Genomic DNA, 12387 nt, shown 5'->3' with positions numbered 1-12387 from the left:
AATTCATGTCCTGTCCCTTCAGCATGCTATTAATCGGGAACCTTGACCATACAGCTCGCCGTGCAGCTCAATGGCTTGTCGAGAAGACCCCCATCCGTTCTCTGCGGGACTGGGCTATTTCCTTCAGCCTCTGGCCCGTGCACTTTACGACCTCGTGCTGTGGAGCAGAATTCGCAGCAGCCTCTGCCCCTAGGTTTGACGCGGAGCGTTTTGGTTTTCTACCGTTTAACTCTCCCAGGCAGACAAATCTACTTGTTGTAGAGGGGACGCTTACAAAGAAGATGGGTGAGGCCGCCAAGATAGTCTATGACCAGATGCCCTCACCCAAGTTCGTGATAGCCATGGGAGCCTGCGCTATAGATGGAGGCCTATTCTACAACAGCTACAATATTGTAAGGCCAAAAGACATCCTCCCAGTTGAGCTCTATATACCTGGCTGCCCGCCTAGGCCAGAGGCAGTTGCCCGGGCGGTGATCATGTTACAGGAAAAGGTGAGGAAGGGTGAGTGGAGGAGAGAAGGTTAAGGTCTTAGAGGAAACCTTCACCCGCCTGGGGGTACAGGTCTCTGTCCTCGACAGGAGGGTAAGAGTCATAGCCCTCCCTGAGAGTCTCCGGAAGGTAGCCGAAGAAGCCCTCAGTCTTGGATTTGACCACTTGGTCTCCATCGAGGGTATAGACTGGCCGCAGAACAACACGATCGAAGTAGTCTATCACGCTGAAAGCTATAATGATGATCTAAGATCGTTGCTCTTAGAAATACGTGTAAGAGTCCCACGTGATAATCCTAGACTAGAGAGCCTTATAGATGTTTGGCCCAACGCGATACTACTGGAGCGTGAGACCTGGGAGATGCTAGGGGTAGTATTTGAGGGAAACCCTGATCTCAGACACCTGCTACTACCCCCGTGGTGGTCCGAAATACCCCCGCTCCGCAAGGATTATAAGGTGCAAGAGGAGGGTATCTATGTCGACCTCGAGTGAAAACGGCGTTGTTTACAGTAGGCTCATCGCCAAGGAGGGAGACGAGTCCATCTATGAGCTCTTCATAGGTCCTCAGCATCCCTCCTCAGGGCACATGCGCTTCATAGTCCGCCTCGAAGGAGATATAATCGTAAGTGTGGATCCGGACATAGGCTACGTACACAGAACAATGGAAAAACTGGCTGAAGGTAGAGAGGTCATAAAAGCTATACCTCTTCTAGAGAGAATGACAATAATAGACAGCCACAACGTCACATTAGGCCTAGTTCTCGCATTGGAAAAACTTCTCGACGTAGAGGCGCCACCAAGGGCCCAATACTTGCGTGTACTCCTGTCCGAGATTAACAGGATCTCAAGCCACCTCTACGGCTTAGGAATCGCCGGCATAATGCTAAATCATTCAACGATGTTCATGTGGGCCTTCGGCGACCGTGAGGTGTGGATACAGCTCGCGGAAGATCTCACGGGCGCTCGACTAACCCATACGTACAGCGTTCCAGGAGGGGTAAGGCGCGACATGCCTCAGGCGTTTCCCGAGAGGGCTGAGAAGGCTATAAGGTACATGGAGAGAAGACTAAAAGACTACATGGAGATTTTCCTCGATAACCCTCAGGTCAGATCCAGGTACGAGGGGGTAGGGGTCTTAAAGAAGAGCGAGGCTAGCAGGCTTGGCATAGTAGGTCCAAACCTCCGCGCAAGCGGTGTAAAGTACGATGCACGTCTTGCCGAGGGATACGCAGCTTACCCTGACCTTGAGTTTGAAATTCCTATGCGTGAAGACGGCGATTGCCTTGCCAGGATGCAGGTCAGGGTAGAGGAGATAAGGCAGAGCATGAGCCTTATAAGACAAGTAATTAAGAAGCTCCCACAAGGCCCTATCTTTGCTGAGAAGTATACGCGTCTGCTCCCACCAGCCATAAGACAGCAGGTTGCACAGACAGGCCAAGTCAAGTTTCCCGGAATCTTTGCCTCTCTCAAACTCCCCGAAGGGGACGCCGTAAGCAGGGTCGAAATGGGGCACGGCGAAATATTCTATCACGTTACCGGTGCGGGCAGCACTAAACCTTACAGGCTAAGAGTAGTGACACCCAGTTTCCGCAACGTGATCCTCTTCCGCTACCTTATGCCCGGTCACAGGTTTATGGATTTCCCAGCCATTTATGGTAGTCTCGACTACTTCCCGCCGGAGGGTGATAGGTGAGGGTTATGAATATTGAAGGAATAATCACATGGTTATTGAAAATAGTACTAAGCCCACAGGTCTTCGCCCCGATAGTCTTTCCAGGGCTTTTAACGGCTCTCATGGTCTTACTCATCATAATCTGGGCTGAGAGGAAGATTGCAGCCAGGGTACAGATGCGCGTAGGCCCTCTTTATGTTACCAGGAGGCTGGGAGGAGTTTTGCAGATGTTAGCAGACGGAGCCAGATACATGTTTCAAGAATTTATAATTCCAGACTCTGCTGACAAGACTCCCTTTGTAGTTGCACCGGTTATGGCTCTAACACTCGCCATAGTTCCCTTCGCATTTATACCCTCTGCCCCGGGCTTCGTACCCATAAAGTCTCAGTACTCTCTGCCCGCCGTCCTGGCACTGATATCCTCTATACCGCTTTCCGTAATGCTCATGGGCTGGGCCTCTAACAATAAATTCGCCATCCAGGGCGCTGTAAGGGAGGCCTTTATGGGGCTAGCATATGAAGCCGTCGTCTTCCTTAGTGCTCTCGCAATGGGCCTTCTATACGGGACTCTCGATCTCGAAGAGGCAGTCACGAAGCAGTGGCTACCAGGACTACTTCTCAACCCTATTGCAGCCTTTACGTTCTTTGTCGGGATGGTGATGAGTGCAGGCAAGTTGCCCTTCGACATCGTCGAGGGTGAACAGGAAATAGTTGCTGGACCCTACGTGGAGTATAGTGGTATTATTTTCGGTATAGGGATGGGGCTTGCATACCTTAAGCTCTATTCTCTCACTCTGATATACAGTATACTCTTCCTCTCAGGCTGGAACCCCGTTATAACACCGCTATACTCCATTTACCCGGGATTGGCAGGAATATTCTTGTTCATCAAATCATTCCTTCTGATGTTATTCATAGTGTTCCTTCGAGCGGTTTACGGGAGGTACCGGCTCGACCAGGCTTTAAGGGCGGGGTGGAGGGTTTACCTTCCCCTATCACTCATCGCTGTTCTCCTATCAATTTTCTTAAGGGTGGTGAATATTGTCTGAACCTATTGAATCGTTTGGTAAACATTTAAAGGCCATAAAGACGGGTCTAAAGTACCTTATATCACCGAATCGCATTACAGTGTACTATCCAGAGGAGTACATAGAGCTTCCGACGGGTTATAGAGGGTTAATAAGGTATTACCCGGAGAAGTGCATCCAGTGCAGTCTCTGCGCCATGATTTGTCCAGCTGGCGCGATGAAGATGTATCGTACCCGTGAGGACAAGAAGGGGAGGCCAGGCGTGAACTATCAGCGCTGTATTTTCTGCGGTTTCTGCGTTGACATTTGTCCTCAAAACGCTTTGGAGATGACAAAGGTTCACGACGTAGCTTTCAAACAGCTAGAAGAAATGATTTTCACTCCTGAAAAATTCTCGCAAGAGCCCGTATCCCCAGTAGTCGCTGAGGGGGCCAAAAAACTGAAAACAGTAATAGATGAGGAGAGGGGGTTGAGACATGAGCCTGCCTAGTGGCGTAGAATTAAGCTTCCTGTTGAGCTCCCTAGCAGCTATATTCTCTGCAGTATATGCGGTCAAGTCGGAAGAAGACTTTTACGCCGCTATACTTTTAGGCGTTACAGGCCTCTCGACAGCATCACTGATAGCGCTCCTTGGCTACGGCTTCATAGGTGTTTTTCATGCATTAGTCTACGTGGGGGCAACAGTCATGTTCGTAGTCTTCGGAGTAGTTCTAATAGGTCGCACGGCAGGCCTCGAGAAGAAAGCCTTACTCCCAGCACTCTTAACCTCTACGTTGTTGGCCGCATCTCTTCTAGCGTTATTTTTCGAAGTTCAGAGATATACGATAAATGTAGTGAACCTGGATCTTGAGCGCTTAGGGGAGTATCTCTTCCATCAAAACCCCCTCGCAATAATATTCCTTACGATTTCCTTGGCAGTCCTGATAGTTTCCGGTATCATGTTGGCCTCTGGTGATGAGGTGGGTAACACATGATCATGGAGTCCCTACTTGTCGTTTCAGCTATTCTAATACAGGCCGGTGCTTTTGGAGCCATCTCGAGCAGGAGCGCGGTGAAGGTGTTAATTTCGCTTGAGGTCATGTTTAACGGGGTGCTTCTAGCCGTCCTGGCTTTATCAACGAGGAGCCCCGAGCTGGCCTCTTCTCTTGCTATTCTGGCAATATCACTCAGTAGTGTTGAGGTGGGAGTATTGGTTTCTATTTTTGTTCTTTTATTTAGGAGGCTTAAACATGTGGATGTTTATCAGGTTCCTGGTTTAAGGGGTGAGGAGGTTGAGTAGCATACCCTTTTTATGGATAGCGTTGTTATCCCCGTTAGCGTCGGCTTTGCTTATACTTTTCTTTAAAGATAAGAAGATCACAGCGCTATTGGCCTCCGGCTCTTTATTTGTCTCGGCGGGAAGCCTGCTAGCCGCCTACGTTATTCATGCGGCAAGTAGACCATGGAGTGATCCTCTAAGCCTCAACGTTGTCGGGCTAGGAACGTTCGGTCTACTCCTCGACGCACCATCGTTCCTCGTGGCCTTCTCCATAGCGGTAACAACGGCTCTAATAGCACTTTACAGCCTACCCTACATGCATCACCGCTACGAGGAAATGAAACACGAAGGAATTAGTCCTCCTGGATGGCGTTCCTACTACTTCTTGTTCCAGCTTTTCTCGCTGGCCATGATAGGAACAGTTCTCTCTACAAACATTATTGAATTCTATGTCTTCCTAGAACTCACACTCATACCCAGCTTTCTCTTAATAGCCTTCTACGGTTATGGCGACAGGATAAGAATAGCGATCATGTACCTATTATGGACCCATGTAGGCGCACTACTGTTCCTGATAGGTGCTCTTACAGTGGGGTTCCAGAAGGGATTCGACTTCATAGATATGACGAGTGGATATAAACTGGGAATGGGTGAAGGAATAACTCTAGCCGTCTATGCCTTCTGGCTCATGATCATCGGCCTATCCGTTAAGCTTGCAGTCCTTGGTGTACATATGTGGCTTCCCTACGCACATGCGGAGGCCCCCACACCGATCTCAGCACTCCTAAGCCCTAACCTCATCGGTCTAGGCGCAGCCATGATGTTCAAAATAGTTTACGTAGTTTTCCCTAACACCTTCGCGTCAAACAGCCCACTCCTTGCCCTATGGGCTTTAGCCACAATAATATATGGTGGTCTCATGGCCCTAAACCAGACAGACTTCAAGAGGCTTCTTGCTTACAGCAGTATATCACAGATGGGCTATCTATTGCTAGGACTCTCATCAGTCACGTCTTACGGATTCGCAGGCACATTTCTACACTATATGGTTCATGCGTTCGGGAAAGCAATCCTCTTCGGGGTCGCTGGGATAATTATAGTCACATACCATGGCCTTAGGGACATCACCAAAATGGGAGGGTTAGCCGAGAAAATGCCGTATACTGCGGCGCTAGCGCTTCTCGGCTTCATGCATATAACAGGCATACCTCCCACGGCGGGCTTGTGGAGCGAGTACCTTATAATCCGTGGGGTTGTTGAAAAAGCCCTTGGGCTTGGCACGGCCTGGTACGTCGGAGTAGCCGTTGCACTCTTAATAGGCATAGGTCTCTCGACAGCTTATGCCTTCCTCACGATGAAGCGAGTCTTTTACGGCTCGTTAAAAGTGGGCAACGCCCACGAGGCGGTAAGCCAGCTCTTGGTTCCTCTAGTTATCCTTGCTGCCCTCGGAGTACTCTCATTCCTTTTAGCCTCACCGCTGATCGACCCACTGGTAACCCAGCTCACTCAGATAACGCCGCATTAGAATCAGGGGTGAAGCGAGTGACTAAAGCACTCTTGCTTGCATGGCTCGGCCCTTACATTGCGACCTTCATGGTATTGATTCTCTCAAAGGCTTCCTGGAAGGCTAAATCAATAATAGCCATCACGGGCATCCTGTCCTCAGCTCTAGCTTCAACCCTCGGCCTCCTAGAATTACTCACGGGTCACGAGCCACACTTGTCCTACACCTGGATAAAAACACTTGGCGTCAATGTAGGCGTCTATTTCGATGGGCTCTCAACACTCATGGCACTAGTCGTCTCCTGGCTCAGCTTCCTGATAGCCGTTTACAGCTATGAATACATGAGAGGAGAGGGAGGGGAGACCAGATACTGGATCTTTTTCACCTTCTTCGTGGGAAGCATGATGCTCCTCATCCTCTCAGACAATCTTCTAGCTATGTTTGTAGGCTGGGAGGGTACGGGTTTAGCAAGCTACGCTCTTATAGGGCACTGGTTCACAGACGAAGAAGAAAGATGGGTAGGAGATCCAGGAAGGAAGGCCCTCGGGATACCGATGTGGTTTGAGCCAAGCCACTCTGGTCTAAGAGCACTCACCTTTACAAGGATAGGCGACGTCGGAATGATCTTTGGCATAGCCACGCTCCACACTTTACTAGGGACAACGCTTCTTTCAGAAGTTTCTAAAGCTACCTGGGCCTCGAGGCTCTTCACTGCGGGTGTATTGCCAGCTTTCCTATGGCTTCTCTTCCTAGGTGCGATAGCGAAAAGTGCCCAGTTTCCCTTCCACGAGTGGTTGGTGACGGCTATGACCGGTCCCACCTCAGTAAGCGCCCTTATACACGCAGCCACGATGGTCAAAGCCGGCGTCTACTTTCTACTACGCTTCGCACCCTTCCTAGTTGCCGCACACCTAGCCCTGAACGCTATAGGAGCCCCCAATATCATTCCATCCTTCTTGGAGAACATCGCGCTTCTCGGCGCATTCACAGCATTCATAATGGCTACAATGGCTATCGTCAGCAGAGAGCTAAAGCTCGTACTAGCGTTTTCCACCGCCAGCCAGCTCGGCTACATGTTCCTGGGCGTTGCCACTGGAACACTAGCCATTGGCTCCCTGGGGGGACTAGCATCAGGGTTCTCGCACCTTATGAGTCACGCTGTATTCAAAGCCGCGCTTTTCCTTGCTGCAGGCGCGGTGATACATGCTGTTCACAGCAGGTTTATAGACGACATGGGTGGACTAGCAGCATCCATGAAGTTTACTACTATTGCATTCCTCTTAGCAGCTTTGAGCCTCTCCGGCATCCCTCCCTTTGCCGGGTTCTGGACCAAAGATGAAATAATTCACCTAACAGCAGAGGATGGATTAGTCATTCCAACAATCCTAGCAGTCACAACAGCTGGCCTGACAGCAATCTATACAGCTCGTGTATTCGCTAGAGTGTTCACGGGCCCTCCAAAGTCCGAGCATGTCCATGAACCCCGTCCTGCAATGTTAGTACCTTACCTATTTCTCGGCGTTCTCAGCCTTCTCCTCGGCCTCGCATGGCCTATTCTAAACACTGGAATAGAAGGCCTCTTGGAGCACACGCTTGGGGTTCAAGGACAACTAAGGTTGACAGAGCATACCGGGATTTCGGGAGCCACGGAGGCAACCCTAACCTTAGCCCTGGGTGGTTTTCTCGTTGTTTTGTACCTATACTCTTCCAAGAAATGGACTCCCTATCCCCGTATTCAGGCAAGCAAGCTTTTATCATCCCTGCACGGCTTCCTCTACGACAGGTGGTACCTCAACGCTGTCTATTACAGGACAATAGTGGCCGGATTCCAAGCCCTGTCAAGCTTCACGTCGAAATATATAGACAGGGGAGTAATTGACACATTCTATCACAGGGTATTGCCCGCGTCCTTCATCGCTCTCTCTACTTCAACGAGACTCATTGAGTCAGCATATGACGCGATCCTGCACGTGAAGCTTGTAAACGGCTTCAAGGCACTTTGGTCTGGCTTCAAGCAGATGCAGACAGGGCGTGCCCCACACTACCTCATCTATTTCTGGCTCGGCTTCTCGATAATCCTTCTTATCATAATCCTGTGGGTGATCTAGTATGACGACGGAGCTCCTCCTTGCAAGCATCATCGTGCTTTTCTCGAGTATGCTCTTAACGCTCTTTCTTGAAAGAAAACATAACATATCCTTCACTATAACCATCATTTCCCTAGGCTTAGCCTCGATTTTAAACGGGATATCACTACTCAACCCACCTTCGCAGCCCATCGGAGAAGTTTCCACAGATGCCTTCTCGCAAGCACTTCTCCTTATAGCTCTATTAGACATGATAATTGCTTTGATAGGATTCCGCGACCCGTCCCGTGAATACAAGCATCCAGGCGGCTTATTCCTGCTCGTTGCAGCCTCTGTTTTAGGATTATTGGGAATCGCATGGTCGGGAAGCATACTCATGCTCTTTGCGTCATGGATGCTCTTCTCCGTCTCAAGCTACGCCTTGATGGCCATCCCGCGCGATGGTTTCTCAGCTAGTGGGGCCGCCAAGTACGGGCTGATGGGCCTTGCAGCTACCAATCTTTTCCTGCTCTTCCTTGGAATACTTGTATCCTCCACGGGGACCCTATCACTCTACACACATACACCCCTAGCTATAACCACAGCTCTGGGACTCATGACGCTAATACTAGCATCTGTTGGCTTCAAAATTGGTGTCTTCCCATTCCATGCTTGGCTGCCAGATGCCTATGGCTACGCGGATCCTCTACCAATCTCGGTTATAGCGCCTCTCTCCAAGACTGCTACTGTTCTAGTTCTTTACAAGTTGTCAGTTACACTCATTCCTAGCGCTAGAGATCTCTGGACTCTTCTATTCGGCACTATGGCTGTTCTGACAATGACGTATGGGAATATAACTGCTCTACTACAGCCAGGCCTCCAAGGACTCTTAGCCTACAGCAGCATTGCTCAGGCTGGATACCTCTTGATAGGCGTAGCTTCCCTGGCAATCCAGGGAGGCGAGACTCATCGATACGCGCTCTACGGTCTCGCCATACAGCTCCTGGCTTACTCTTTGGCCAAGACAGGCCTATTCCTCTTCGCAAAAACTCTCAGGAAGAAAGAAGGGAGACCAATCCTGCTTAACGAGCTCGGCGGTCTCGGACAAGTTGACCCCCTCCTATCCGCATCGGTTGCCATTCTAACTCTCAGCCTCATGGGAATGCCTCCTCTGACCGGCTTCTGGGGGAAGCTTTATCTGTTCCTCGCGCCAGCGTCACAGGCTCCCTGGCTGACAGGCCTAGCGCTTCTCAACACGGGCATAGCTGCAGCCTACTACGTACGCCTTATTAAGGCGTTATACTGGGGTAAAGGAGAGCCCAAGCCGTCTTACCCTGCAACCACAGCTGCTGTAAAGATTCTAGCTGTCCTTACGTTGATAACTGGTGTTATTCCATTTATACTAGGGCCTTGAAGAAGAATTTTTAAAAAATAGTGTGTTTTTAAAGGTATTTAATCTTTTCAGAGTATTTTTCTATATATCTTTTATTTCTCTCATCTCCACCGGGAACATTTGCGCTCATCCATACTTCGGGCTCCAGGCCCCTCTCAAGAAGCTTTTCTACCACGCGCGCAGCGATTGACTGCAAGATAAACGCGCAGACTATCGTGGATATGGGTGCCACTTTTTGCGTGAATCCCTCTATTTCTAGAATAGCATCCCCCTCCGGAACCTTATTGTCTATCACGATGTCTGCCAACTCGTACAGCTTTTTACCTAAGGGATTAGAAGCCGGTACCCGGCGACTATATTCAACGCTTGTGATGGCTATCACTTTTAACCCCCTCCTATGGGCCTCCTCTGCCATCTCAACGGGAACAGAGTTCTTTCCCGAGTTGCTCACAATAATGAGGACAGAGTTTGGATAGACAGATACAGAGTCAAGAATAGCCTTTGCATAATTTGGGGTTCTCTCCAGGAACGTGCTCCTGACGGCCCCCCCGAGGCCTGACAGGCTTAAATCAAACAAGGGATATACTCTGACTAGGCCTCCAGCCCTATAAAACATTTCCAGGGCCATTATCATCGAGTGCCCCGTCCCGAAAACGTATAGGAAGCCCCCTCTTGACATTGAATCAGCTATCTCCTCGGCTGCTTTCTCCATGTTTTCCCTTTGTGAGAGGAAAACGTTATGCAGGTGCTCAGTTACACTGTTATAAAACCTCTCGAGAGCGTTCATTTGCTTATCAATTAGTATTCACATTGGAAATATAAAAGCATGATTTATTCCTGAGAGACAATATACTCCTAAACAATACACTACTAAATCCTCAATTATCAAAAAAGCATATAAATTTGTAGGGAGAATCGTTTACCTTGTGGCTCGGCAGGTTCGACTTAAAGTGCGCAATAAAAGCGGCTTGCATGCTAGGCCTGCAGCGATTTTTGTCCAACATGCCAAGAGCTTTACGTCGAAGATAACGGTTAAGAAGAATGGAAAATCTGCCGACTCAAAAAACATTTTGCAAATACTCTCTCTAGGAATAGATATGGGTGATGAGATAGAGTTGATTGCCGAGGGTCCCGATGAGGATAAGGCTGTTGAGGAGCTGTCAAAGCTCATCCTCGAAGTATTGCCTGAACAGGACAAATAACCTTCATCGGAGCCATTCTTAAGATTTGATATCACTCGATAAAGGTTATCCCGCTACTCCTAAGCAACGCCTCGGACCACTTCTTTATATCGATGTTCGTCTTCGCGACTTCAATGATGTTTTCAACCTCGCCCTTTATTTTCGACAGGGTTACTCTTCTAATGATGTACTTTACCTTTCCCACAAACTGTGGTGAGACGCTAAGGCTTTCCACACCCAAGCCAATGAGTAGAGGTATCGCAAGAGGCTTCGAAGCTACTTCCCCACAAACCTCTATCTCAGCCCTACCCTTAGCCCTTTTCGCAGCAAGCGAGATGAGTCTTAGGACGGAGGGGTTAAGTTCGTCGTAGAGGTAGCTGACAAGACTGTTTCCTCTGTCCGCAGCTAACACGTATTGTGTCAAATCATTTGTACCGAAGCTTATGAAGCTTAATCCCCCTCTTTCAATGAGATCGTTTGCAAGCAGTGCGGCAGACGGAGTTTCGATCATAACTCCTAGTTCGAGCCTACCCGTCCTCACTCCACTCGACTCTAAATTCTTCCTCTCTCGCTCCACGACCTCCTGGAAATACAAAACCTCATCTACCGTGCTTACCATGGGAAGCATAAGCCTGAGCTTGCCATGGACTGAAGCCCTTAGAAGGGCTCGGACTAGTGGAACGAGTAAGAGGTCCTCGTATTTAAATAGGAGTCGCACCCCTCTGAGACCGAGTTGAGGGTTAGCCTCATTTGGGAGCTCGATAAAAGGTATGGGCTTATCTCCCCCGATATCGGGGGCTCTTACAGTTAAAGGCTTTTCACCCAATATCTGAGCTGCTTTTGAGAAAAGCTCGTAGAGTTCCTCCTCGGTTGGAGGTGAAGAGCGTTGCATATACGCAAATTCCACGCGGAATAATCCTACACCCTCGCACCCGTACTCGTCTAGAATTCTGAGCTCTTCAAAATTTCCAATATTACAATATATATTTACTTTATGCCCATCAAGAGTCAACGCCTCTAGCTTGCTTTCACGTGAAAATGCCTCTAAGAGTTTCCTATATTCGATCGCTATTGCCTCGTACTTTTTAAGTTCTTCTTCACTGGGTTCGAGTATGATTAGGCCGTTTAAAGCGTCTACAATGACTGTAATGCCATCTCTTATCTTGTTGATATCGAGTTTACGGGCTATGATATAGGGGATGCCGCGGAGACGAGCTAGTATGGCTACATGGGATGTAACTCCTCCTTCCTTGGTCACGAGACCTTTTACGCCGCTGTTGGCTAGCTCGAGAAATTCTATAGGGTCTATCTCCTCTCCTATAACTACCTCATATCTTGCAGAAGTAGAAATGCTTTGCTCCGATAATAGACCTACCAGCCTGGATGCTAGGTCCCGGAGATCCTGTGCCCTCAGTGCGAAAAGCTCGCCTCCCTGCCTCATCATCTCGCCATACTTCTCATAGATTTCGCGAACAGCGAATGCTGCCGAGTATCCGAGGCTCTTTATAAGCTCTGAGGCCTCTGAGACAAAAGAGTCGAGAATAAGGAGTTGGGCATCAATTATTTCCTGTTCCTCCTTTGGAAGTAGCCTTTTAATCTCATTAAGCTTCTCAGCCAAGATATTTCCTGCGTTTTTTAGCTTTTCAACTTCTACTGTGACGTTTTGGACTCTTTCACTCCTTATTTTCTCCAAGATATCTATCTTTCTTGATACATGGGCTCGTCCGACAGCTATTCCGGGTGAGGCTACAATACCCTCAGCCAGCACGTTTTCATCCATGACCCATACTAGATAA

General features: G+C 49.0%; 13 protein-coding genes. 11 read left to right on the top strand and 2 right to left on the bottom strand.

Annotated elements, in window-relative coordinates; genetic code table 11:
* Positions 1-5: 5 nt before the first annotated feature.
* Genes MA03_RS04345 through MA03_RS04300 form a run of 10 tightly spaced genes read left to right on the top strand, consistent with a single transcriptional unit; the run spans position 6 to position 9431 of the window.
* Positions 6-524: an NADH-quinone oxidoreductase subunit B gene (locus MA03_RS04345; RefSeq protein ID WP_191118407.1), complete on the top strand. Its 519-nt coding sequence runs from the start codon at positions 6-8 to the stop codon at positions 522-524.
* Complete coding sequence (locus tag MA03_RS04340; RefSeq protein ID WP_052884102.1) at positions 502-981, top strand: NADH-quinone oxidoreductase subunit C; 480 nt, start codon at positions 502-504, stop codon at positions 979-981. The genes MA03_RS04345 and MA03_RS04340 overlap by 23 nt, the downstream gene beginning before the upstream one ends.
* Entirely contained in the window at positions 965-2182 is a 1218-nt protein-coding gene (locus tag MA03_RS04335; protein WP_052884101.1) for an NADH-quinone oxidoreductase subunit D, read from the top strand. Before MA03_RS04340 ends, MA03_RS04335 begins: the two co-directional genes overlap by 17 nt.
* Before the next feature lie 5 nt (positions 2183-2187).
* Positions 2188-3210 carry an NADH-quinone oxidoreductase subunit NuoH gene (gene nuoH, locus MA03_RS04330; RefSeq protein WP_052884896.1) on the top strand — a complete coding sequence of 341 codons (1023 nt, stop codon included), beginning with the start codon at positions 2188-2190 and terminating at the stop codon, positions 3208-3210.
* On the top strand, positions 3203-3679 hold the full coding sequence (locus MA03_RS04325) for a NuoI/complex I 23 kDa subunit family protein (RefSeq protein WP_052884100.1): 477 nt from the start codon (positions 3203-3205) through the stop codon (positions 3677-3679). Before nuoH ends, MA03_RS04325 begins: the two co-directional genes overlap by 8 nt.
* Complete coding sequence (locus MA03_RS04320; protein WP_052884099.1) at positions 3666-4163, top strand: NADH-quinone oxidoreductase subunit J family protein; 498 nt, start codon at positions 3666-3668, stop codon at positions 4161-4163. Before MA03_RS04325 ends, MA03_RS04320 begins: the two co-directional genes overlap by 14 nt.
* Positions 4160-4468 (top strand): NADH-quinone oxidoreductase subunit NuoK, encoded by a 309-nt coding sequence (locus tag MA03_RS04315; protein WP_052884098.1) that lies wholly within the window; start codon positions 4160-4162, stop codon positions 4466-4468. The genes MA03_RS04320 and MA03_RS04315 overlap by 4 nt, the downstream gene beginning before the upstream one ends.
* Positions 4461-5972, top strand: a complete 1512-nt coding sequence (locus MA03_RS04310; protein ID WP_052884895.1) for a complex I subunit 4 family protein — start codon at positions 4461-4463, stop codon at positions 5970-5972. The genes MA03_RS04315 and MA03_RS04310 overlap by 8 nt, the downstream gene beginning before the upstream one ends.
* A 17-nt stretch (positions 5973-5989) precedes the next feature.
* Entirely contained in the window at positions 5990-8059 is a 2070-nt protein-coding gene (locus MA03_RS04305) for an NADH-quinone oxidoreductase subunit 5 family protein (RefSeq protein WP_052884097.1), read from the top strand.
* Position 8060: 1 nt separating this feature from the next.
* Positions 8061-9431: an NADH-quinone oxidoreductase subunit N gene (locus MA03_RS04300; protein WP_052884096.1), complete on the top strand. Its 1371-nt coding sequence runs from the start codon at positions 8061-8063 to the stop codon at positions 9429-9431.
* Positions 9432-9459: 28 nt separating this feature from the next.
* On the opposite strand, the gene MA03_RS04295 is transcribed toward MA03_RS04300, so the two are convergent.
* A complete protein-coding gene (locus MA03_RS04295) occupies positions 9460-10197 on the bottom strand; it encodes a sugar isomerase domain-containing protein (RefSeq protein WP_052884095.1) in 738 nt (245 codons plus the stop codon).
* A 139-nt stretch (positions 10198-10336) separates the two neighbouring features.
* Between MA03_RS04295 and MA03_RS04290 the strand changes: the two genes are divergently transcribed.
* Entirely contained in the window at positions 10337-10612 is a 276-nt protein-coding gene (locus tag MA03_RS04290) for an HPr family phosphocarrier protein (RefSeq protein ID WP_052884094.1), read from the top strand.
* Between the two features lie 31 nt (positions 10613-10643).
* Here MA03_RS04290 and ptsP read toward each other — a convergent pair whose 3' ends face one another.
* Positions 10644-12371: a phosphoenolpyruvate--protein phosphotransferase gene (ptsP, locus tag MA03_RS04285; RefSeq protein ID WP_052884093.1), complete on the bottom strand. Its 1728-nt coding sequence runs from the start codon at positions 12369-12371 to the stop codon at positions 10644-10646.
* Between the last annotated feature and the right edge of the window lie 16 nt (positions 12372-12387).

Origin of the sequence: Thermofilum uzonense, from assembly GCF_000993805.1 — an archaeon.
Lineage (GTDB): Archaea > Thermoproteota > Thermoprotei > Thermofilales > Thermofilaceae > Thermofilum > Thermofilum uzonense.
The sequence above is the reverse complement of the archived record's forward strand: the minus strand, read 5'-3'. Positions and strand labels throughout refer to the sequence as shown.

Bases quoted from the DNA above. Each gene is read 5' to 3' on its own strand.
- MA03_RS04345 (WP_191118407.1), top strand. From the start codon at position 6: ATGTCCTGTCCCTTCAGCATGCTATTAATCGGGAACCTTGACCATACA.
- MA03_RS04335 (WP_052884101.1), top strand. From the start codon at position 965: ATGTCGACCTCGAGTGAAAACGGCGTTGTTTACAGTAGGCTCATCGCC.
- nuoH (WP_052884896.1), top strand. From the start codon at position 2,188: ATGAATATTGAAGGAATAATCACATGGTTATTGAAAATAGTACTAAGC.
- MA03_RS04320 (WP_052884099.1), top strand. From the start codon at position 3,666: ATGAGCCTGCCTAGTGGCGTAGAATTAAGCTTCCTGTTGAGCTCCCTA.
- MA03_RS04315 (WP_052884098.1), top strand. From the start codon at position 4,160: ATGATCATGGAGTCCCTACTTGTCGTTTCAGCTATTCTAATACAGGCC.
- MA03_RS04300 (WP_052884096.1), top strand. From the start codon at position 8,061: ATGACGACGGAGCTCCTCCTTGCAAGCATCATCGTGCTTTTCTCGAGT.
- MA03_RS04295 (WP_052884095.1), bottom strand. From the start codon at position 10,197: ATGAACGCTCTCGAGAGGTTTTATAACAGTGTAACTGAGCACCTGCAT.
- ptsP (WP_052884093.1), bottom strand. From the start codon at position 12,371: ATGGATGAAAACGTGCTGGCTGAGGGTATTGTAGCCTCACCCGGAATA.